18 protein-coding genes are annotated in these 21,733 nt (G+C 70.9%); 11 read left to right on the top strand and 7 right to left on the bottom strand.

Annotation, left to right across the window (positions count from 1 at the left end; all coding sequences use genetic code 11):
- The 3 genes from H295_RS0126335 to H295_RS0126325 all read left to right on the top strand — a co-directional run bounded on the left by H295_RS0126335 (nt 1) and on the right by H295_RS0126325 (nt 5,524).
- Nucleotides 1–1,509: a sugar ABC transporter ATP-binding protein gene (locus H295_RS0126335; protein WP_028809767.1), complete on the top strand. Its 1,509-nt coding sequence runs from the start codon at nt 1–3 to the stop codon at nt 1,507–1,509.
- Entirely contained in the window at nt 1,502–2,542 is a 1,041-nt protein-coding gene (locus H295_RS0126330) for an ABC transporter permease (protein WP_020138347.1), read from the top strand. The genes H295_RS0126335 and H295_RS0126330 overlap by 8 nt, the downstream gene beginning before the upstream one ends.
- A gap of 90 nt (nt 2,543–2,632) precedes the next feature.
- The gene (locus H295_RS0126325) at nt 2,633–5,524 is read left to right on the top strand and encodes a glycosyl hydrolase family 95 catalytic domain-containing protein (protein WP_020138346.1); all 2,892 of its coding nucleotides are present in this window, start codon (nt 2,633–2,635) and stop codon (nt 5,522–5,524) included.
- An 87-nt stretch (nt 5,525–5,611) separates the two neighbouring features.
- Here the strand turns inward: H295_RS0126325 and H295_RS0126320 are convergent, their stop codons facing one another.
- Genes H295_RS0126320 through H295_RS0126310 form a run of 3 tightly spaced genes read right to left on the bottom strand, consistent with a single transcriptional unit; the run spans nt 5,612 to nt 8,432 of the window.
- Nucleotides 5,612–6,646 (bottom strand): SDR family oxidoreductase, encoded by a 1,035-nt coding sequence (locus H295_RS0126320; RefSeq protein WP_020138345.1) that lies wholly within the window; start codon nt 6,644–6,646, stop codon nt 5,612–5,614.
- Between the two features lie 11 nt (nt 6,647–6,657).
- Nucleotides 6,658–7,386, bottom strand: a complete 729-nt coding sequence (locus tag H295_RS45675; protein WP_020138344.1) for a DUF998 domain-containing protein — start codon at nt 7,384–7,386, stop codon at nt 6,658–6,660.
- Nucleotides 7,383–8,432: an aldo/keto reductase gene (locus tag H295_RS0126310; RefSeq protein WP_020138343.1), complete on the bottom strand. Its 1,050-nt coding sequence runs from the start codon at nt 8,430–8,432 to the stop codon at nt 7,383–7,385. The genes H295_RS45675 and H295_RS0126310 overlap by 4 nt, the downstream gene beginning before the upstream one ends.
- A gap of 294 nt (nt 8,433–8,726) precedes the next feature.
- Here H295_RS0126310 and H295_RS0126305 point away from each other — a divergent pair, with 294 nt between their 5' ends.
- From H295_RS0126305 to H295_RS0126295, 3 genes are all read left to right on the top strand, one after another.
- A complete protein-coding gene (locus H295_RS0126305; RefSeq protein ID WP_020138342.1) occupies nt 8,727–10,229 on the top strand; it encodes a glycoside hydrolase family 43 protein in 1,503 nt (500 codons plus the stop codon).
- A gap of 97 nt (nt 10,230–10,326) precedes the next feature.
- Entirely contained in the window at nt 10,327–12,081 is a 1,755-nt protein-coding gene (locus H295_RS0126300) for a cellulase family glycosylhydrolase (protein WP_020138341.1), read from the top strand.
- A gap of 572 nt (nt 12,082–12,653) precedes the next feature.
- Entirely contained in the window at nt 12,654–13,346 is a 693-nt protein-coding gene (locus H295_RS0126295) for a DUF4142 domain-containing protein (protein ID WP_043217970.1), read from the top strand.
- Nucleotides 13,347–13,513: 167 nt separating this feature from the next.
- On the opposite strand, the gene H295_RS0126290 is transcribed toward H295_RS0126295, so the two are convergent.
- Together H295_RS0126290 and H295_RS0126285 are read right to left on the bottom strand one after the other, a co-directional pair.
- The gene (locus tag H295_RS0126290) at nt 13,514–14,179 is read right to left on the bottom strand and encodes a vitamin K epoxide reductase family protein (protein WP_020138339.1); all 666 of its coding nucleotides are present in this window, start codon (nt 14,177–14,179) and stop codon (nt 13,514–13,516) included.
- Nucleotides 14,180–14,430: 251 nt separating this feature from the next.
- Nucleotides 14,431–15,360, bottom strand: a complete 930-nt coding sequence (locus tag H295_RS0126285) for an AraC family transcriptional regulator (RefSeq protein ID WP_020138338.1) — start codon at nt 15,358–15,360, stop codon at nt 14,431–14,433.
- Between the two features lie 128 nt (nt 15,361–15,488).
- Between H295_RS0126285 and H295_RS0126280 the strand changes: the two genes are divergently transcribed.
- The 3 genes from H295_RS0126280 (at nt 15,489) to H295_RS0126270 (ending at nt 18,025) form a co-directional block, all read left to right on the top strand.
- Entirely contained in the window at nt 15,489–16,268 is a 780-nt protein-coding gene (locus H295_RS0126280) for an MBL fold metallo-hydrolase (protein ID WP_020138337.1), read from the top strand.
- 76 nt (nt 16,269–16,344) lie between these two features.
- Nucleotides 16,345–16,995, top strand: coding sequence for an NADPH-dependent F420 reductase (locus H295_RS0126275; protein ID WP_020138336.1), 651 nt, complete (start codon nt 16,345–16,347; stop codon nt 16,993–16,995).
- 88 nt (nt 16,996–17,083) lie between these two features.
- Nucleotides 17,084–18,025, top strand: a complete 942-nt coding sequence (locus tag H295_RS0126270) for an SMP-30/gluconolactonase/LRE family protein (RefSeq protein WP_020138335.1) — start codon at nt 17,084–17,086, stop codon at nt 18,023–18,025.
- A gap of 7 nt (nt 18,026–18,032) precedes the next feature.
- Here H295_RS0126270 and H295_RS0126265 read toward each other — a convergent pair whose 3' ends face one another.
- Nucleotides 18,033–19,025 carry an acyl-CoA dehydrogenase family protein gene (locus H295_RS0126265; RefSeq protein ID WP_020138334.1) on the bottom strand — a complete coding sequence of 331 codons (993 nt, stop codon included), beginning with the start codon at nt 19,023–19,025 and terminating at the stop codon, nt 18,033–18,035.
- Nucleotides 19,025–20,203, bottom strand: coding sequence for an acyl-CoA dehydrogenase family protein (locus tag H295_RS0126260; protein ID WP_020138333.1), 1,179 nt, complete (start codon nt 20,201–20,203; stop codon nt 19,025–19,027). The genes H295_RS0126265 and H295_RS0126260 overlap by 1 nt, the downstream gene beginning before the upstream one ends.
- Nucleotides 20,204–20,305: 102 nt before the next feature.
- Here H295_RS0126260 and H295_RS0126255 point away from each other — a divergent pair, with 102 nt between their 5' ends.
- Together H295_RS0126255 and H295_RS0126250 are read left to right on the top strand one after the other, a co-directional pair.
- A complete protein-coding gene (locus H295_RS0126255; protein WP_020138332.1) occupies nt 20,306–21,094 on the top strand; it encodes an SDR family oxidoreductase in 789 nt (262 codons plus the stop codon).
- A 51-nt stretch (nt 21,095–21,145) separates the two neighbouring features.
- Nucleotides 21,146–21,733, top strand: coding sequence for a TetR/AcrR family transcriptional regulator (locus H295_RS0126250; protein WP_020138331.1), 588 nt, complete (start codon nt 21,146–21,148; stop codon nt 21,731–21,733).

The following is a 21,733-nucleotide window of genomic DNA, read 5'->3' as shown; positions in this document are numbered from 1 at the left end:
ATGGTTACTGCTCCGCCCGTCGCCGAGGCGTCGGGGATTACGAAGCGGTTCGGGTCCACGGTCGCGCTCAGCGACGCACGGATCACGATCGCACCCGGGCAGACACACGCGCTGGTGGGACGCAACGGCGCGGGAAAGTCGACCCTGGTCTCGGTCCTCACCGGCCTCCAGGCACCCGACACGGGCACGGTGACCTTCGGTGGCGAGCCGGCTCCCCGGCTCGCCGACCGGGACGCCTGGCGGCAGCGAGTGGCCTGCGTCTACCAGAAGTCCACGATCATCCCCGAGCTGACGGTCGCGGAGAACCTCTTCCTCAACCGTCACGACCGCGGCCGGGGCGGCCTGATCAGCTGGCGCACCCTCCGCCGCAAGGCCGAGGACCTGCTGCGGACCTGGTCGGTCGACGTGGACGTACGCACGGCGGCCGGTGAACTGGACGTCGAGCAGCGGCAGTTCGTCGAGATCGCCCGGGCGCTCTCTTTCGGGGCGCGTTTCATCGTCCTCGACGAACCGACCGCACAGCTGGACGCGGCGGCCATCAACCGCCTGTTCGGCCGGATCAAGGACCTCCAGGAACAGGGCGTCACCTTCCTGTTCATCAGCCACCACCTCCAGGAGATCTACGAGATCTGCGACACGGTGACGGTGTTCCGGGACGCCCGGCACATCCTGACCGCCCCGGTCACGGACCTGCCCCGCTCCGAGCTCGTCGCCGCCATGACGGGTGACGCGGCGGCGGAGAACGTCGGCAGGCGGCGGGGCCGGGTGGAGACCGGGGTCCCGGAGGTCCTGTCGGTCACCGGCGCGTCCCTGGCCGGTGCCTACGACGACGTCTCCTTCGTGATCCGCGGCGGCGAGATCGTGGGGCTGGCGGGTGCGGCCGGCAGTGGCCGCACCGAGCTGGCGGAGACCGTGGCGGGCCTGCGCGCCGCGGGCACCGGCACGGTGGAGATCGCGGGAGTCCGGCCCCGGCCGGGCAGCGTCCCCGCCGCGCTCCGGGCCGGCGTGGGATTCGTCCCGCAGGACCGCCACCAGCAGGGCTACATCCCCGGGATGTCCATCGCGGACAACGGCACCCTGACCATCCCGGAACGGCTCGGACCGCCCGGGTTCATCGACCGGCGCCGCCGCGACGAACTCGCGAGGGACATGATCGAGAACCTGGCGATCAAGACGCCGGGCCCCGAACTGGAGGTCTCCGGGCTCTCCGGTGGCAACCAGCAGAAGGTCGTCATGGCCCGCGCCCTGGCCAGCGACCCCAGGATGCTGGTGCTGATCAACCCGACCGCAGGTGTCGACGTGCGGTCCAAGGAGTTCCTCCTCGGCAAGGTCGAGGAGACGGCCGAGTCCGGGACGGGCGTGCTCATCGCCTCCGACGAACTCGACGACCTGCGCATGTGCGACCGGGTCCTGGTGATGTTCCAGGGCCGTGTGGTCGCCGAGAAGCCGAGCGGCTGGCACGACCACGAGCTGGTGGCCGCGATGGAAGGAGTGGACCTCGATGTCTGAGACAGCGGCCGCGACCACCGCGAAGACCCCGCAGGACGAACAGCCGGCCGCCCGGCCGGCCGGGGGGCGCAGGATCGCCTTCGCCCGGCTGCGCGACCTCGCCCTGATCCCCGCGATCATCGTCATCGCGATCGTCGGACAGATCGTCAACCCGGTGTTCCTCCAGGCCGACAACCTCATCAACGTCCTGCAGACCATGTCCGAGATCGCGGTCCTGGTCCTGGCGCAGACGCTGGTGCTGATCGTGAAGAAGATGGACCTGTCCCTGGAGTCCACGGTCGGCCTCGCGCCCGGTGTGGCCGCCTGGCTCACGGTCCCGGCGGGCGCCACGCACGGCCTGGGCCTGCTCCCGGGCGCGTGGTCGGTGCCGGTCACGCTCGCCGTGGGCCTGCTGATCGGCGCGGTCAACGCCCTGTTCATCATCCGGTTCGGCCTCAACGGCTTCATCGTGACCCTGGGCATGCTGATCGTGCTGCGCGGCATCCTCACCGGCATCTCCGGCGGTCAGACCTTCTTCCAGCTGCCGTCGTCGATGCTGTACATCGGCACCGCGGAGTGGTTCGGCATGCCCGCCTCGGTCTGGGTCTGCCTGATCCTGTTCGCGGTCGGGATCGTGGTGCTCGGCTTCACCAGCTTCGGCCGTTCCCTCTACGCCATCGGCGGCAACGTCGACGCGGCGAAGGCGGCCGGCATCCGCACCGACCGGGTGCTGTGGATCGTGATCGTCACCGCGAGCCTGCTGGCCGCGCTCAGCGGTCTGATGCTCTCGGGGCGGCTGGCCTCGGTGGCCTCCGCGCAGGGCAACGGCTACATCTTCACGGTGTTCGCCGCGGCCGTCATCGGCGGCATCAGCCTCAACGGCGGCAAGGGCACGATGTTCGGCGCGTTCACCGGCATCCTGCTGCTCTTCCTGATCCAGAACGTCCTCACCCTCGGCGGCGTCCCCGCGCAGTGGATCGGCGCGCTCAACGGCGCCATCATCCTGATCGCGCTGGCCCTGTCCCGGGTGACCGGCGGCAAGGTCCAGGACTAGGGGGTGGAGGCGGCCCGCTCCCCCGGGCCGCCTCCGCCCTCCTCCCCGCTGTCCGTGCATTCGGCCCGACCCCCACCGCAAGGAGTTCGCGTGCAGGACCTGCCCATGGACCGCAGACGCTTCCTGGCCACCGCGGCGCTGACCGCCGGTGCGGCCGCCCTCCCCGGCGGCCTTCTCGCGGGCGAGGCCGCGGCCGCCGTCCCGCCGCAGATCACGCTCCCCGACCGCGGCGTCCACGACACCTCCCCCGCCGCCTCCTGGACCGACGGTTTCCTCACCGGCAACGGCGAGTACGGCGCCGTCCTGTACGGGGCGGCGGCGCTGGAGAAGGTGGTCTTCAATTACCACCGGCTGGTGCTGCCCAACGGCACCCGTTCCGTCAAGCCCCCCGTGCTCGCCGGGCGCCTCGACGGCGTCCGCGACAAGGCGCTGGCCGGGAACTACGCCGGTGCCAACAGCGACTTCGCCTCCGGGTGGTCGCTGCGCTGGACGCAGACCTACCACCCCGCGTACGAACTCCAGCTCAGCACCCCGGGCATGACCACGGTCAACACCTACGGCCGTACCGCCGACTACCGCACCGGCGAGGTCGGCTCCAGCTGGACCGACCAGTACGGCACCTGGTCGCGCCGCGCCTTCGTCTCGCGCGCCGACAAGGTGATCGTCCATGAACTGACCCCCGCGCCCGGCCGCACCGTCGACACCACACTCAGCGTCAACACGGCGCTGAGCGGCGTGCCCGCAGGCGTCGGCTTCACCACCCGCGCCACCGTGAGCAACGGCGACGGCTACCTGAACCTGCGCGGCACCTATCCGGCCGGGCAGGGCGCCTTCGGCTACGAGGGCGTCACCCGGGTCGTCGCCACCGGCACCGGCTCGTCGGTGACCGTCAACGGCGCCACCGTCGTGGTGGCCAAGGCGACCAAGGTGCTCCTGCTGACCAAGCTGGGCCGCTACGAGTCGTCCACCGCCTGGGACTCCCAGCCCCTGCACGCCCAACTGGCCACGATCGGCACCGACTACACCACCCTGCGCTCGGCACACACCGCGCTCCACACCGAGCTCTACGACCGCTCCCGCCTCGACCTGAACGTCTCCGACGCAGACCGCAGGCTCTCCGTCAGCGAGCTCATAGCCCGCCAGAACGCGAATCGCGGCGTCATCGACCTCGCCCTGCTGGAGCGCCTCTACGACTCGGGCCGCTACCTCTTCATCAGCTCCAGCGGAGTCCTGCCGCCCCGTCTCACCGGCATCTGGACGGGTTCCTGGAACGGCGCCTGGGCCGACGACTTCACCACCGACGCCAACATCAACCTCCAGGTCGCGGGCGCCAACATCCTCGACACCACCGAGGTCATGCAGGGCTACGCCGACCTGGTGCTCGGCCAGCTCGCCGACTGGCGCACCAACGCCACCAACCTCTACGGCGCCCGCGGCTTCCTCGCCCCGTCCCGTACCGACGGCGAGTACGGCCACATGCTCCACTTCAACAACAACAGCTTCCCGGGCCAGTGCTGGACCGGCGGCGCCGACTGGCTGCTCTACCCGCTGCTGGAGTACTACCAGGTCACCGGCGACAGCACGTTCTACCGGACCAGGCTGGCCCCGGCCCTGATGGAACTGGCCCTGTTCTACGAGGACTTCCTCACCCGCACCGACGCGAACGGCAAGGCCGTCTTCGTGCCGTCCTTCTCCATGGAGAACTCGCCCGGCAACACGGGCGTGTACCTGTCGATCAACGCCACCGGCGACATCATGGCCGGCCGGCACGCCCTCCAGGCCGCCGTGGAGGCGGCGAACTCCCTGGGTGTCGAGCAGGGCAGCGGCCAGGGCGTGGCCCGCTGGACGGCGCTGCTCGCCAAGCTGCCCGACTACCGCGTCAACAGCGACAACGCGCTCGCCGAGTGGTCCTGGCCCACCCTGACCGACCGCTACGACCACCGGCACATCCAACACCTTTACGGTGCCTGGCCGTTGCACGAGATCAACCCCGAGGAGAAGCCCGCGCTGGTCCGTCCGGCGCTCAGGGCCCTGGAGAAGCGGGGCGACCAGAACATCTCCGCCCACGGAAGCCTCCATCGTGCCCTGGCCGGGGCCCGTCTGAAGGACGGCGGGAAGGTCTACGACAACCTGAAGAAGATCATCGGCAACAACATGGTCTTCAGGTCGCTGATGACCTCGCACAATCCCGACCTCGACATCTACAACGCCGACGCCGCGAACGCCCTGCCGGGTGTGCTGGCGGAGGCCCTGATCTACTCCCGTCCCGGGGTGCTGGAGGTGCTTCCGGCCCTGCCCGACCAGCTCGCCAAGGGCTCGATCACCGGCGTACGCACCCGCGGCCGGATCCGGATCCACACCTTCGCATGGGACCTGACGGCCCGCACCGCCACCCTCTCGGTGACCTCGGCGATCGACCAGACCGTCACCCTCATCAGCCGCCGCGGCCTGACCTCGGTGACCACCTCGGCCACCGTGACCGCCTCGCCCCTCGGTACCCACGCCCGCAAGGTGTCCCTGGTCGCGGGGCAGCGCACCGACATCACGGTCGCCCTGCTCTCCGGTTGGTTCCGGCTGGTCAACAGGGGCAGTCAGGAGGCGCTGGCCGTCGCGGGCGGGGACACCGCCGCCAGCGCGAGGATCGTCCAGTCCCCCGCGTCGGGCGCGACCAGTCAGCAGTGGCAGTTCCTGCCCAACGCCGACGGCTCGTTCCGGCTGCGGGTCCGGCACAGCGGTCGTGTCCTCGACAGTCCCGGGGACGGTACCCAGGGCAGCCGGCTCATCCAGTGGCAGGACGTGGGCAGCGACAACCAGTGGTGGAGGCTCGTCGACGCGGGCGGCGGCTTCTACCGGCTCGTCAACGTCCGCAACGGCACGTGGTGCGCGGACGTCGAGGGCGCCTCGACGGCGGACGGCGCGTACGTCATCCAGTGGCCCGTCGGGACCGGGACGAACCAGGAGTGGCAGATCGTCGGCGTGTGACTGCGCGAAGGCCGGAGCAGGGCGCCCCGTCCTCGTGCGGGGCGCCACATCGCTGCCATGCCCGTCCGGAGCATCCCCTCCCCGCGGCTACGAGGCGGTCCTCGTCCCGATGCCGTGGGCGAGGAGGCTCTCGGCGGTCTCCGCGATGGTGTCCTCGATGGGACGGGCCCGCCATCCGAGGAGTTTCTCCGCCTTGGCGCCTGTGGCGTCGAGATCCCGGCCGAGCTGGTGCCTGAGCAGGCGCAGTTCCGGGTTCACGACGCCCAGAGCGCGCGCGACCCACACGGGCAGTTCACGGGTCGGGGCCTTCGCGGCGCGCTCACCGAGGCGGTCGTGCAGGATGCGTGCGATGTCGATGACGCGCAGGCTGTGCCCGGCGACGGCCAGGAAACGTTCGCCTGCGGCCGCCGGATCGGTCATCGCGCGCAGGTGCAGGTCCGCGACGTCGCGCACGTCGACGAAGCCCATCCCGAAGGGAGGGCATGCGGGAACCTGCCCTTCGAGCATTCTGCGGACCAGACGCAGAGACGGCGGGTCGTCCGGGCCGAGCAGGGGGCCGAGGACTCCTACGGGGTGGACCGCAGCCAGTTCCAGACCACCGCCTTCGTCCTGGATGAACTGCCACGCGGCGCGTTCGGCGAGTGTCTTGGACCGCTGGTAGGGCGGGATGTCGCTGTCGACGTCCGTCCAGTCCTCCTCGGTGAACGGCGTCGAGCGCGGCGGGTGCCCGATCCCGACGGCACCGAAGGCGCTGGTCAGGACGGTCCGGCGCACACCGGCGTCGCGGGCGGCGCGCAGCACCCGCAGGACGCCCTCGCGTGCCGGGACCACCAGGTCGTCGTCGTTGGCCGGCGTGTGGCGCAGGGTCGGCGAGGCGACGTGCAGGACGTACTCGCAGCCGGCGACGGCGGCGTCCCAGCCCTCGGCTTGTTCGAGGTCGGCGCGCACGACGGTGAGCCGGTCGTCGTCGAACGGTGTGGCCGCGTGCAGCCAGGAGCGCAGCGCCGGCTCGCGCCGCAGGTCGCGGACCGTGGTGCGGACGGTGTGCCCGGCATCCAGCAGGGCCTGGATGCACCAGCTCCCGATGAATCCGGTTCCACCGGTGACCAGTACCTGTGTCATCTGTCTGTCCTTCAGCTCTGGGCTCGTGCGGCTCGTGCGGTGAGGGGGGCCGTCGGGTGCGTCGCCCGGTGGCGCTGGGTGGCGGCCACGCCGCTTCCCAGGAGGGCGTGGCCGATCATGATCGGGTAGATGACGGCGCGCTCGAACAGGCCGATGTTCCACATCCAGCCGGTGAACACGTCGGTCATGAAGAGGGGGAAGGCGAGCAGTCCTGCGGCGCCGAGCGCGGTGCTCACGATCGAGCGGCGCCTGGTGAGCCCGATGCGGGCTCCGCCGGTGCCGACGGCGATCGCCATGAGGTTGCCGGCGAGCATGACGCCCTGCGCCCCGACGGTGTGGAAGGCGATCAGGCCGTTGTCGACGTTGGCGTTGGAGCCCTGGAAGACGCCGACGAGCGAGACTCCGACACCGGCGAGGACGGCGACGCTCAGGATGACGACGGGGCGGGCGCCCTTGCGCGGGTCGAACACGAGGAACGTGCCGACGATCAGGAGGGTGCCGTAGATGACCCAGCCGGTGTCCATGACAGCGCCGAGGGGGGAGTTGGCGACCTGCCCGAACGCGGTCTGCGGCGGGCCGGTCAGGCCGAGGTGGCTGACCCAGTTGTACAGGGGCGAGTACGGCGGGTCCTGCCATGCGGCGGCGGTGATGAACTCGGCGACCCAGGACACCAGCGGGCCGAGGAGGACGAGCAGGGCTCCGGCGCGGGCGGGGGCCCCGGAGCGGACGATCGTGGTCATGCGAGGGCCATTCCGGGGACGCGCCGGCGGATGGCCTCCAGCTCGGCCTCGTCGGAGACGCCCTGCCAGTCGTACCGAGGGGTGTACGGGGCCTCCAGGGCGCGCACGTCCTCGTCGGTGAGTTCGATGTCGAGGGAGGCCACGGCCTCGTCGATCTGCCGGACCGAACCGGCGCCGACCAGAGGTGCGGTGACGACGGACTGACGGCGCAGCCAGGCGAGCGCGACCTGGGCACGGGTGACGCCGTGTGCGGCGGCGACCTTCCCGACGGCGTCGACGATCGCGTGGTTGGACGCCTCCTCGGCCGGCGAGTAGAGCAGGTCCGCGTAGGCGCCGTCGGTCTCGGAGCGCACCGTCGAGCGGGCGTCGTCCCACGCGCGGGCGAGGCGGCCGCGGGCCAGCGGCGACCAGACGACCGTGCCGACCCCCTCGTCCAGGCACAGCGGGATCATCTCCCGCTCCTCCTCGCGGGCGAGGAGGTTGTAGTGGTCCTGCAGGGACACGAACCGCGCCCAGCCGTGCTGCTTCTGGAGGTTCAGGGCCTTCGCGAACTCCCAGGCGTGCATGGAGGAGGCGCCGAGGTAGCGGACCTTTCCGGCCTTCACGAGGTCGCTGAGTGCTTCGAGGGTCTCCTCCCACGGGGTGGTGCGGTCGTTGCGGTGGATCTGGTACAGGTCGATGTAGTCCGTGCCGAGGCGGCGCAGCGAGTGGTCGACCTCGGTCATGATCGCCTTGCGGGACAGTCCGCGTCCGTTCGGTCCCAGGCGCATCGGGTGACGCAGCTTCGTGGCGATCACCACGGCATCGCGGTCGGCGAAGTCCTTGAGCGCGCGGCCGAGGATCTCCTCGCTGGAGCCGTTGGAGTACATGTTCGCGGTGTCGAAGAAGTTGATCCCCGACTCCAGGGCGTGCCTGATCAGCGGGCGCGCTTCCTCCTCGCCCCTCGACCAGACGGGATGCCCGCGGTCGGGCTCGCCGTAGGTCATCGCACCGATCGCGATCGGGGACACGTCGAGGCCGGTCGTGCCCAGCTTGGTGTACTGCATGACGCTCCTTAAGCTATGCGGAGAGGTCTCCACATAACGTAGTGGAGAACTCTCCGCTTAGCAACGCGGGGTTCCGTGGTCCGTTCGGACGGAATCCGATCGACACCCGCGCGCCCGGCCGCCGGTTCGGCGCATCGAAGCGCTTCGACGCTCTACCGACCGGGAGGGGGCCGTGAACAACGCCGGGAAAAGAAAGTTTCTTGGAAATCCTCCCTCTTGTTTCGCGAGAAACGTGTCATTAACGTTCCCGACCAAGTGAAGCGCTTCGACAGCTGAAGAACAGGACTTGACCACGTGTCCGAGCATCAGGGAACCGCCCTGCGCAATCCCGTCATCCCCGGTTTCCACCCCGACCCCAGTGTCTGCCGCGTGGGTGACGACTACTACCTGGTCTGCTCCAGCTTCGAGTACTTCCCCGGCATCCCCGTCTTCCACAGCCGCGACCTGGTGCACTGGACGCAGATCGGCAACGCCCTCGACCGGCCGAGCCAGTTGCGGCTGCCGCGGGAGCTGCTCTCGTCGGCCGGTCTCTACGCGCCGACCCTGCGCCATCACGACGGCCGCTTCTGGCTGATCGTCACCAACGTCGGCGGTGGCGGCAACATGCTCTTCACGGCGACCGACGCGGCGGGCCCCTGGTCGGACCCGATCCCGCTGCCGGGGATCCCGAGCATCGACCCGGACCTCGCCTGGGACGAGGACGGCACGTGCTGGTGCACGATCGCCGGGGTCCGACAGGTGCGCATCGACCCCGTGACGGGAGAGACGTTCGGAGAGCCGCGGCGGATCTGGTCGGGCACCCCCGGCGCGCAGGCTCCCGAGGCGCCGCACCTGTACCGCATCGGTGACCACTGGTACCTGCTGATCGCGGAGGGCGGCACCGAGCGCGGCCACGCCGTCGCGATCGCCCGCGGCCCCTCCCCCTCGGGTCCGTTCCAGCCCTGTCCGCACAACCCGGTGCTGACCCATCGCGGTACCCGGCACCCGATCCAGAACACCGGGCACGCGGACCTGGTCCAGGCGCCCGACGGATCGTGGTGGATGGTGCTCCTCGGGGTCCGGCCGCGCGGCGGCACCCCGGGCTGGCACGTGCTGGGCCGGGAGACGTTCCTGGTGCCGGTCGAGTGGGTGGACGGCTGGCCCGTGGTCGGCGAGGTCACGTCCGAACTGCCCGCCCTCTCCTGGCCGTTGGTCCCCGGACCGGTCGAGCCCGTGCGGGACGACTTCGAGCTCGGCGAACTGCGGCCGCAGTGGATCTCTCCCCGGGACCGCTCCCCGGAGCACTGCACCACCGAAGAGCGCTCCGGCTGGCTGACCCTGCGTGCCCGCGGCGCCTCCCTGGACGAGCCGGACGCCGTGTTCGTCGGCCGCCGCCAGCAACACCTGACGTGCGAGGCGCGCACCCGCGTCGACACCGGACAGGGCCGCGGTGGTCTCGCGGTCCGCCTCGACGAGGAGCACCACTACGAGATCGAGGCCTCCGAGAGCGAGGTCCGGGTGCTCGCCCGCGCCGGGACCCTGCGCACGGTCCTGGCCTCCCGCCCGGTCCCTTCCGGACCTGTGGTGCTCGGCGTCCGCTTCTCCCCCGCCGCCGACCTGGGCCCCCGCACCGGGCCCGACACCGTCACCTTCGGCGTCGAGGAGCCGGACGGCGCCTTCGCCGAACTCGGCTCCCTGGACGGCCGTCACCTCTCCACCGAGGTGGCGGGCGGCTTCACCGGACGGGTCATCGGCATGTACGCCGCCGCCGGCACGGTCCGCTTCGACTGGTTCGACTACACCCCACAGGGCTTCTGACCAGGCGCCGCTCGCCTCGGGGGCCTTCCTTCACCCGTCTGTTCGCACCTCCCCCCACGGGCGGTCCCCCCGCCCGGCCGACAGAGAAGGGTCAACCATGCAGAGAACGCGGTACCTGACCGGAGGCCGCGGCCTCGGTCGCCTGCTGGGTCTGCTGCTCGCGTTGGTCACCGTGATCGGGGCGACCGGCACCGCGGCCCTCGCGTCCCCCGCCCGCAAGGACCCGCTCCCGATACGGCTGCCTGTCGCGGCGAGCCCGGCGGACACGGTGGCGGCGATGCAGCCGAGCTGGAACCTGGGCAACACCTTCGACGCCATTCCGGACGTGACGTCCTGGGGCAACGACGTGCCCACCAAGTCCCTGTTCGACGCCCTCAAGGCGCAGGGATACCGCAGTGTGCGCATCCCCGTCACCTGGACCGACCACCAGTCCGCCACGGCTCCCTACACGATCGACGCGGCGTGGATGACGTCCGTCAGGAAGGCCGTCGACCTGGCCCTGAACGACGGCCTCTACGTCGTGCTCAACGTCCACCACGACTCGTGGCAGTGGATCGCCGACATGCCCACCGACCATGACGGTGTGCTGGCCCGGTTCAAGGCCACCTGGACGCAGATCGCCGGCACCTTCCGCGACCACCCGCGGAAACTGCTCTTCGAGGGCAACAACGAGCCGCAGTTCAACAACACCACCGAGGCCCAGGGCATCGCGTACAACGCCGAACTGAACAGCGCCTTCCGGACGGTGGTTCGTCAGTCCGGCGGCAACAACGCGACCCGGCTGCTGTTCCTGCCCACCCTCGGCTGCACGCCGTCCCAGGCGCGCATGGAGCCCCTGGCCGCGCAGCTCAAGTCGATGAACGACCCCGGCCTCGCGGCCACCGTCCACTACTACGGCTACTACCCGTTCAGCGTGAACATCGCGGGCGGCACCCGGTTCGACGCCACCTCGCAGCAGGACATGACCGACGCCTTCACCAGGATCCGCACCCTCTTCGTCAGCCAGGGAATCCCCACCTACCTGGGCGAGTACGGCCTGCTGGGGTACCCCGACAGCAACCACCCCTCCCGCGTCGAGCAGGGCGAGGCCCTCAAGTACTACGAGATGCTCGGCCACAGTGCCCGCACCGCCGGGGCGACCACCGCCCTGTGGGACGCGGGCAGCTGGAACTACTTCAACCGCACCACGCTCCGGTGGAGCGACCCCGGCCTGGGCGCCGCGATCAGGTCCAGCTGGACCACCCGCTCGGGAACCGCGTCCTCGGACCGGGTCTACCTGGCGAAGGCGGGCGCCATCACCGCCAAGACCCTCACCCTGAACCCGAACGGCACCACCTTCCGGGGCCTGTGGCAGGGCGGCACGCAACTGCTCCCGGGGCGGGACTACACGCTCTCCGGCAACCAGCTGACCCTCACGGCTTCCGCCCTCACCAGGCTGGCAGGCGACCGCGCCTACGGCACCAACGCGACGATCCAGGCCCGTTTCTCCGCGGGCGTCCCCTGGAGCATCCATGTGACCAGCTACGACCCGCCGGTCCTCGCCGACACCCACGGCAACACCACCGACGGGCTGAGCATCCCCACCCGGTTCCGCGGTGACCAGCTGGCGACCCTGGAGTCCCGGTACGCCGACGGCAGCGCCGCAGGCAACACCTCCTGGACGCCCTACCAGGAGTTCAACGGCGCCTTCTCCCCCGACTACCCGAACAACGCCATCACCCTGCTCCCCGCCTACCTCAACGCCCTGACCGACGGAGCGCAGGTCACGCTCACCTTCCACTTCTGGAGCGGAACGACCGTGACGTACCGCGTGACGAAGAACGGAGGCACCGTGACGGGGACCGTCGCCTGATCTGCCGCACCCCGGGTGCCGCCGCCCACTCCCTCGGCCGAGCCGTGCTCTCGCGGACGACGAGCCTGAAGACGGCCGTGGACACGCTGGTGCGTGATCGCGACGGTGAGCGCCAGGCCGACGGCGATGGTCGGGGCAACCGTCGGCATCCAGCCTCGGCCGCCTTCGGACGCGGAGGACAGAGCGAGCCCGCCAGTGATCGTGGCGGCGATCGTCCACCGGACGGCGTCCTCCCCATGAGCTCATGTTGTCGACGAGCCGGGAAGGACCATGTGTGCGGGCGTTTGAAGGCGGCCCTTCCCGGCCGTCGCCCCATGATCGGCCGTGGGGTACCCGGCCCCGATAGGGCCCAACAGCCCCAGTGCGGGCCATAGGTAGGGTCGAACGGCCCTTCTTGGCACCGCGGAATGCCCGAGTCGCCAAGCCCGGCCTCAGCGCCTGCTTTACGAATCCATTGCGAGTCCTAGAGGTTCTGCGGAACCTCGCATCCGTAGTCCTGTGCGTGCGGGTTCCGAAAAACGGAATCAGGAGACACCGTGCTCGTTTCACGGAAAGCGGCGGGAACTCTCATCATGGGTGGGGCGGTTGTGACCACTCTGGCTTCTCTCCTCTACCCCGCCATGCTCGGCGTGCAGAAGGCCAGCACCGCGCAGGACCGGGTCATCGCCACTCCGGCGACCGGAGCGCTGACGGAAGCCGACCGGGACTTCGTGGTCAAGGTGCGCGCGGCCGCGCTGTGGGAGCACCCCGTCGGACGGATGACGCTGGAGAAGAGCAGGACGAAGGCGGTCAGGACCGCCGGGGAGCATCTGATCGACGGCGTCGCCTCGCTGGACGCCGCGTGTCGCCGTGCGGCCGGTCTGTTGGGCATCACGCTGCCCAACCAGTCGTCGCCGCAGCAGCAGAGCTTCGTATCCCGGTTGAACGCGGAGAGCGGCGAGCAGTTCGACGCCGACATGGTCACCCTCGTGCGGGCGGCGAACGGCCAGATCCTCCCCACGATCGCCGGTGTCCGCACCACCACGAAGAACTCGCTGATCCGAGCCCTGGCGGACCAGGCCAACGACACCGTACTGGAGCACATCACGGTCATGGAGAAGACCGGCCTCGTCGACTTCGACCAGGTCCTCGTTCAGGAGACCACTCCGCCCGGGCTCCCGGCCCGGGACCTGACTCCGCCGCCTCCGGTCGCGGGCCAGCCGCAGGTCGTGCTCCCTTCGCCGGCCAACAGCGCGGCCTCGCCCAGTCCTTCGGCGGGACGGTGACGAGGCGGGCCGCGCCGCTTCTGCCGGCCTGACGGCCCGGTCCCGCGAAATCCGGCTGCGGCGTCCTGTGTGCGTCGAGGCTCCGCGCCTTCAGAAGTCCGGGGCGCATGCACAGGACACCGTGGCCTCTTGCAGTCGTTCACCCGATGACGGGGCGGGAGGCGAGCTCAGAGCAGGGTCTGCCCGTAGTCCCACCAGCGGGTGACGATCAGCACCACGATGGTCAGGTACCAGGTGACGGGCACCGCCCAGTGGAACTCCAGCACGCCCGCGACCACTCCTCGGGGCGCGCGGATGATCCCGTGCCGGACATTGTGCACGGTGGTGTACCAGAACGCGGCGATGGTGGCCGCCCAGGCCAGGCAGCACCACAGACACAACGCCCCGATCCGGTAGAGCGCCTGCGTCATCAGCCACATGCAGAAGCCCGCACCGAGCAGCGTGCCTGCGTTCAGCCCGAGCCAGAACCAGCTGCGGAAGCGGGCGCCGGCCAGCAGCGCGAAGCCGACGGCGACGAGGACCGGATAGGCGAGCAGGCCGAGCAGCGGGTTGGGGAAGCCGAACACCGAGGCCTGGGCGCTCTTCATCACGTTGGTGCAGGACAGGATCGGGCTGAGATTGCACGAGGGTGAGAACTGCGGGTCCTGCAGCAGCTGGAACTTGTCGATGGTGATCACGAAGGACGCCAGGGCGCCGAGCCCGCCGGAGACGATCAGCAACCAGGCGAAGGCCCGGGAGGCGGCGGTGCCGGCTGTCGGCGTGATCTCCCGTTCTCGTCTGCCTCCACTGTTTCCGGTGGACAGGTGCCGCGCGCTACGAGTGGTGCCGGTCATCGGGATGTTCCTGTCTGGTGGGTGTCGGGGCTGGGCCATGGGCCCGCGGCGGTCGGGAGGTTCGCGCCGCCGCGCGGCCGGTGGCACACCGGCACCCGCGCACACCATTTCCGGCCGGCGTGCCCCACCGCCGTGGTCATCGCCGCGCTCACCTCCTCGTCCACGCATGGACCAGTGAAGACAGGGTGCCCGACCGGCTACAAGGGCCGAACGGCCCTGGTGAGGAGTGTGCTGACACACCGGACCAGTGATCAGACGGTCCGAGGAGAGGCGCCCTGGCCGCCCTGATGGCTCTGCCGGAACGCGCCCGGTGTCACGCCCGTGTGGCGGGTGAAGAACTTCCCGAAGTTGGTGGGTTCGGGAAAACCCAGGCGGCGGCCGATCGTCGCCACCGGCTCGTCGGTGTGGGCGAGCAGACGCTGGGCCTCCAGGGCCACCCGGGCGTCGATGACGGGCTTAACGGGTTGTCCGGTGGCGGCGACGCACGCGCGCGTGAGCGTCTTGACGGTGTACCCGAGCCGGTGGGCGTAGTCAGCGGCCCGGCGGGTGGTGGCGTACCCGCGCTCCAGTTCGGCACGGAAGCGCGCGTACACCTCGCCGCCCGCGTGCGGGTCGCCGCCGACGTCGGGGTGGGGCAGCCGGTCGATGTGCAACAGCACGGTGGCCAGCAGGAGTTGCAGGATCTCCGCCGACACGGTCTCCACGGGACGGCCGTATTCGGCCCGCATCTGACCGATCAGGGTCGACAGCACGGCGTACTCGGGGCGTGCGCCCAGCTGCCGGCAGGCCGGTCCGTACCACTGCCTGACCAGTCGGTCGGCGCTGCTGGTGTGCGGCGGGAACGCCGAGGTGAACAGGAGTTGGGTGCCGTTGGCGGTGCCCGGCCGGACGAAGCGCTGCACCTGGCCCGGTCGGATCCACAGCAGGGTGCCGGGGCGGCAGGGGTAGGTCACGAAGTCGACCGCGTGCTCGGCGCTGCCCTCGGTGATCAGGGTGAGGGTGTGGAAATCGACCCGGTGCACCAGGTCGGTCCGGCTGCCCCGGCGCCGGCGCCGTTCGTGCAGGGCCGCCAGGTCGACGATCTCCAGTCCCCGGACACGTTCGTGCGGCGGGTTGAAGTCGAGCCGGGGGATGGCGTCCCGCTGCGAGGGGTCCGCGCCGCCGGAGTCCGCCGTACGCATCGGCTTCTCCAGATGTCCTCGAATTACCATGCCACGTCTCCAGCGTATCTCGATCACCTGCGGTATTGCGACGAGAGTGGACGACATCGAGACGGCAACGGGCCGCCTTAACCGCAAGGAGCATCACCATGAACGGCACGGTCACGGTTCTCGACAGGGGCTCGGTCCGCATCCACAGCTACATGTCGCCGGCCGACACCTTCCACGCCACCACCCAGCTGATCGAGACCCCGGGGCGGATCGTCGCGATCGACGCCCAGCTGCTGCCCGTCTACGCCGAGGAGGCCGTCGCCTACGCCAAGGGCCTCGGCAAGCCGATCGACCGGCTGATCGTCACCCACGCCCACCCGGACCACTACAACGGCGCCGCCCGTTTCGGCGTCCCCGTGCACGCCCTGCCCCAGGTGACCGAGCAGATCATCGCCCGCGGCGACAGCCACCTGCCGACCGGACAGGTCATCACCCTCACCGAGTTCACCCCGGACGTGGACATCGTCCCGGGCACCGAGGTCATCGACGGGGTGCCCTTCGTCTTCGAGGCCGTCTCCGGCGGCGAGGCCGCCGACGAACTCCTCGTGAAGCTGCCCGAGCAGGGTGTCCTGATCGCCCAGGACCTCGTCTACAACGACGTCCACCTCTATCTGGGCAACAACGACATCACCGGCTGGCGGCTGGCCGTCGACGCCCTCGCCTCCGAGAGCGGCTACGACACGATCCTCGCCGGGCACGGCGCGCCCACCGGTCCCGAGGTCTACGGGGACGTCCGCCGCTATCTCGACGACGCCCGTGAGCTGCTCGGCGAGGACGGCGAGGCCTACAAGAAGGCGATCATCGACAAGTACCCCTCCCATGTGGGCCCGTTCATCATCGACATCGCCAACCGGTCGCTGTTCCCCACCGCCGGCTGATCCCGTGGTGCGCGTCCACGCCCGGTAGCGGACCCGGTAGCGGATTCGACGTACGGAGAGGAGAGAGACAACCCTCATGAAGATCACCATCGTCGGCGCCGGGAACATGGCCCGGGGCATCGCCACCCGTGCCCTGGCCGGCGGCCACCACGTCACCGTCACGGCCAAGGATCCCGGCAAGGCCGCACGGCTCGTCGACGAACTGGGCACACCGGACCACGGCGAGGGGCGAGCAGCCGCCGCCGACGCATCCGCGCTCGACCAGGCGGACATCGTGGTCCTCGCGGTGCCCTTCGACGCGGCCGAGCAGCTCGCCGCCGCCTACGGGCCCCGCCTCGCCGGCAAGGTGCTGATCGACATCAGCAACCCCGTCGCCGCCACGCTCGACGCGCTCGTCGTCGCCCCGGGCACCTCCGCCGCCGAGCGGATCGCCGCCGCCGCGGGAGAACAGGTACGGGTGGTCAAGGTGTTCAACACGACCTTCGCCGGCACCCTGGTCGCGGGCCAGGTGAACGGGACGCCGCTCGACGTGTTCATCGCCTCCGACGACGACACCGCCCGCAAGAAGGTGGCCGATCTCGTCGCCTCCGGCGGACTCAACCCGGTCGACGTCGGCGCCCTCGAGCACGCACGCGAGCTGGAGGGCTTCCAGCTCCTCCACATGGCGCTGCAACTCCACGACGGCGGCCACGGCTGGGCCAGCACGATCAAGATCGTCGCCCCCTGAGCCGATACGCCCACCTCCCCCCAACACGACTGCCGGCCCTCAACTCCCCCGGTCCGGCAGTGGCCCTGACGCACCACAGGAGACCCCCATGCACATCCGCACCACCGTCACCACGCTCGCCGTCACCGCGGCGCTGCTCACCTCCGCCGCGACCGCCACCGCGGCCACCGAGCCGCTGTCCCGGCCCCATGTCGTGGCCGACTTCAGCCTGGCGGCCTCGCAGCAGCCCGAGAACATCACCGTCGACCGCACCGGATCGGCCTACCTGACCTTCTCCTTCGCCCGACAGGTCGTCCGCCTCGCCCCCGGCGGCCACCTTCACGTGCTGGCCACGCTGCCCGCCCCCGCGAAGGCGAGCACCCCCAACCTGGGCAAGGCGTTCGTCGGGGGCATCGCCCGCGCCGACGACGGCACGCTCTACGTCACCTACGCCACCGGCACCGCGGACCTCACCGGCGTCTGGGCGGTCCGCCCCGGTGGCCGTCCGCACCGGATCGCCGCCCTGCCCGCGGACGGACTGCCCAACGGCCTCGCCCTCGACGCGCGCAGGCACCGGCTCTACGTCACCGATTCCGTCCGCGGCGTCATCTACAGCCTCCCGGCCGACGGCGGCAGGGCGACCGTCTGGGCCCGCGGCAAGGCCCTCGAACCCAGCACCTTCGCCGGCGCCAACGGCCTGAAGCTGCACGACGGAGCGGTCTGGGCCACCAACCTCGACAAGGGCACGGTCCTGCGCATCCCGGTCACGCCGCACGGCACCGCGGGCCGGATCGAGGTCCACGCCACCGGCCTGCCCTCCATCGACGACTTCGCCTTCACCGGGCACGGCGACACCCTCATGGCCGCCCGTGACGACAACGAGGTCGACCTCGTCCGCCCCGACGGCACCCACACCGCGGTCCTCACGGCGGCCGACGGCCTCCGGACCCCGACCTCCGTCGCGGTCCAGGGCGACAGGGTGTACGTTCCCAGCGCCGCGTACCTGACGAACGAGGACCCCAACCTCCTCGTCGCCCATCTCGCCCACTGACACCGACTCAGCCCTGGAACGGAGTGAGGACGCGGACGCGGCAGGCCGACGGGGTGCCCCAGGCGGTACGCAGGGAACGGGACTTGCGGATCCACAGGGACAGGTCGAGTTCGTCGGTGTAGCCGATGGCGCCGTGGCACTGGAGTGCGGTGCGGGCGGCCAGGTGGACCGTGTCGCCGGCCGCGGCCTTCGCCGCCGCGATGTCCCGGCCGCTGTCGCCGGCCGCGGAGGCGAGCGAGAGAGCGGCCGCGTGGACGAGCGGTTCGGTGAAGGCGAGGCTGATCAGGACGTCCGCCAGCCGGTGCTTGATCGCCTGGAACGACCCGACGGGCCGCCCGAACTGGTGGCGTTCCCGTACGTGGGCGACGGTCCGGTCGAGCAGCGTCCGGCCGACTCCCAGTGCCTGAGCCGCGGTGGCGAGCCGGCCCACGTCGGCTGCGTGCGCGGCCGCGCGCCGCACCTGCGGCCCCTCCGCCAGGACGGTGCCTTCCGTCGGCCGGGACAGCCGGCGGGCCGGGTCGGCGGACGGCTGGACGGGGCCGGTGGACCCGGCCGCGCGCAGGGTGTCACCGGTGACGACGAGGACGAGGTCGGCCATGTCCGCGTCGAGGGCGTACGGGCTGTCGTCCTCGGGAGGGCTCAGGGTCACGACGGTCTTGCCGGAGGCGATGCCGGGGAGCCAGGTCGTGTGCCGGTCGCCGAGCCCGTCGAGCAGGGCGGCGGCCGCGACTGTCTCGACCAGTGGGCCGGGCACGGCGTGACGGCCCAACTCCGTGAACGCGACGGCGAGTTCGACCGGGAGGAAGCCGAGGCCGTCGTGTTCCCCGGGGACCGAGAGCCCGAACACCCCGGCCTCCGCGAGGCGGCCCCACAGTGCTCGCCCGGGGCCGTGGTCACCGTTGCTCCAGGCCCGGACGACGGCCGGGGTGTCGGCCGATTTCAGCAGGGCGTCGAGTGACTGCGCGAACTCCCGTTGCTCGTCGTCGAGGAGGAAGCGCATCACCGGCGTCCCTTCGGCAGGCCGAGCAGCCGCTCGGCGATGATGTCGCGCTGGATCTCGTTGGTGCCCGCGTAGATCGGCCCGGCCAGCGAGAAGGTGTGCCCCTCGGCCCAACTGCCGTGTTCCGGCGCCTCGTCGGCGTGGTCGGCGAGTTCTCCGCAGGGGCCGAGGAGGTCGAGCGCGGTCTCGTGCAGGGCGATGTCGAGTTCGGACCAGTACACCTTGTTCATGCTGGACTCGGCACCGATGGAGCCGCCCGCGGCCAGGCGTGAGGCACCGGCGTAGGTGAACAACTGGTAGGCGCGGGCGCCGATCACGGCGTCGGCGACGCGGTCGCGCAGGGTGGTGTCGGTGGGGTCGGCCCGGTCCCGCCACAGCCGTGTGAGCCGGTCGGCCGCGGCGGTGAAGCGGCCCGGGCTGCGCAGGGTGAGGCCGCGTTCGTTGCCCGCGGTGCTCATCGCGACCCGCCAGCCCTGGCCGGGTTCGCCGATGACGTCCTCGTCGGGTACGAAGACGTCGTCGAGGAAGAGTTCCGCGAAGGCGGGTTTTCCGTCGAGCCGTCCGATGGGCCGTACGGTCACGCCGTCGGCGTCGAGCGGGAACATCAGGTAGGTCAGGCCCCGGTGAGGTCGGCCCTCGTCCAGGCCCTGCCGGTCGCTGCGGAAGAGACCGAAGGCGCGGTCGGCGAAGGCGGCGCGGGACGACCAGGTCTTCTGGCCGTTCAACAGCCAGCCCCCGTCGGCCCGTCGGGCGGTGGAGCGCAGCGAGGCGAGGTCGGAGCCGGCCTCGGGTTCCGACCAGGCCTGGGCCCAGACGACCTCGCCGGTGGCCATCGGCGGGAGGACGCGGGCGCGCTGCTCGGGGGTGCCGTGCTCGAAGAGGGTGGGGGCGAGCAGGTTGATCCCGTTCTGGCTGACCCGACCGGGCGCGCCGGCCGCGTAGTACTCCTCCTCGAAGATCAGCCACTCCAGAACGGAGGCGCCCCGGCCGCCGTACTCCTCGGGCCAGGAGACGACGGACCAGCGGTCGGCGGAGAGGGTGCGCTCCCATGCCCGGTGGGCGGCGAAGCCCTGCTCGGTCTCCAGCGAGGGCAGGGGTGTCCCCGGTACGTGGGCGGTGAGCCAGGCGCGGGCCTCGGTGCGGAACGCGTCCTCGGCGGCCGAGAAGTCGAGGTCCATCAGCCTCCGCTCCTTCCCTAACAAGTGTTTGGTAGGTTAACGTACGGGGCGTCAGCCGTCGAGAGTCGAACGCGCCGCCGGCCTGTCCAAGGAGGCCCGTCCGTGACCACCTCCCCGCCGCGCTACGAGCCCGGCCACCACCTGCTCGCGGGCCGTGCCGCCGTCGTGACCGCGGCCGCCGGTGCCGGTATCGGCGGGGCGACCGCGCGGCGGCTGCTGGAGGAGGGCGCGAGCGTGGTCCTGTCGGACGCGCATGCGCGCCGGCTCAAGGAGTCCGCGGCCGAACTCACCGACGCCTTCGGAGCGGACAGGGTCGCCTCCCTTCCCTGTGACGTCACCGACGAGGACCAGGTGGCCGCGCTGTTCGACCTCGCGGTGGAGCGGCACGGTCGGCTGGACATCGTCGTCAACAACGCCGGGCTCGGCGGGACCGCCGCTCTCGTCGACATGAGCGACGAGCAGTGGTCGAGGGTGCTCGACGTGACGCTCAACGGCACCTTCCGCTGCACGCGGGCCGCGCTGCGGCGCATGAAGACGGCGGGACGGGGCGGAGTCGTCGTGAACAACGCCTCCGTCGTCGGCTGGCGGGCGCAACAGGGGCAGGCCCACTACGCCGCCGCGAAAGCGGGCGTGATGGCGCTGACCCGGTGCGCCGCCCTGGAGGCCGCCGAGTTCGGGGTCCGGGTCAACGCGGTGGCGCCGAGCCTGGCCATGCATCCCCACCTGGTGAAGGTGACGACGCCGGAACTGCTGGAGGAGCTGACCGCCCGGGAGGCGTTCGGGCGGTACGCCGAGCCGTGGGAGGTGGCCAACGTGATCGTCTTCCTGGCGTCCGGCTACTCGTCGTACATGACGGGCGAGGTCGTCGCGGTCAGCAGCCAGCGCGCGTGAGGCGACAATGACCCGGTGCCGAACAGTGACAGTGACCGCAGGAAGACGGCGATGAGCGGCGGGCCCGAGCGCCGTGAGGAACTCCTCGCCACCGCCGCCGAGGTGTTCGCCGCGCAGGGGTACCGCGCCACCACCGTCCGCAGGATCGCGGACGCGGCGGGGATCCTCGCGGGCAGCCTGTACTACCACTTCGACTCCAAGGAGTCGATGGTCGACGAGATCCTCTCCACCTTCCTGACCGACCTCTGGGCGCGCTACGACGCGGTGCTCGCCGGGGGCCTCGGGCCCAGGGAGACCATCGAGGCGCTCGTCACCGAGTCCTTCCGGGAGATCGACCGGCATCACGCGGCCGTCGCGATCTACCAGAAGGAGGCAAGGACCCTTCAGACCCAGCCGCGCTTCGCCTATCTCGCGGACTCCCAGGTGAAGTTCGAGAAGGCGTGGCTGGGCACCCTGGAGCGCGGAGTGGCCGAACGGGCCTTCCGTGCCGATCTCGACATCCGGCTCACGTACCGCTTCCTGCGCGACACCGTGTGGGTCGCGGCCTCGTGGTACCGGCCGGGCGGACAGCACAGCCCCGAGGAGATCGCCCGACAGTACCTGTCGATGGTGCTGGAGGGCATCAACCTGCGGGAATGA

The sequence above is a fragment of the Streptomyces sp. 351MFTsu5.1 genome (assembly GCF_000383655.1).
GTDB classification, from domain to species: Bacteria; Actinomycetota; Actinomycetes; order Streptomycetales; family Streptomycetaceae; genus Streptomyces; species Streptomyces griseorubiginosus.
Note: the sequence above shows the minus strand (reverse complement) of the source record. Positions and strands in the feature narration are given on the sequence as shown.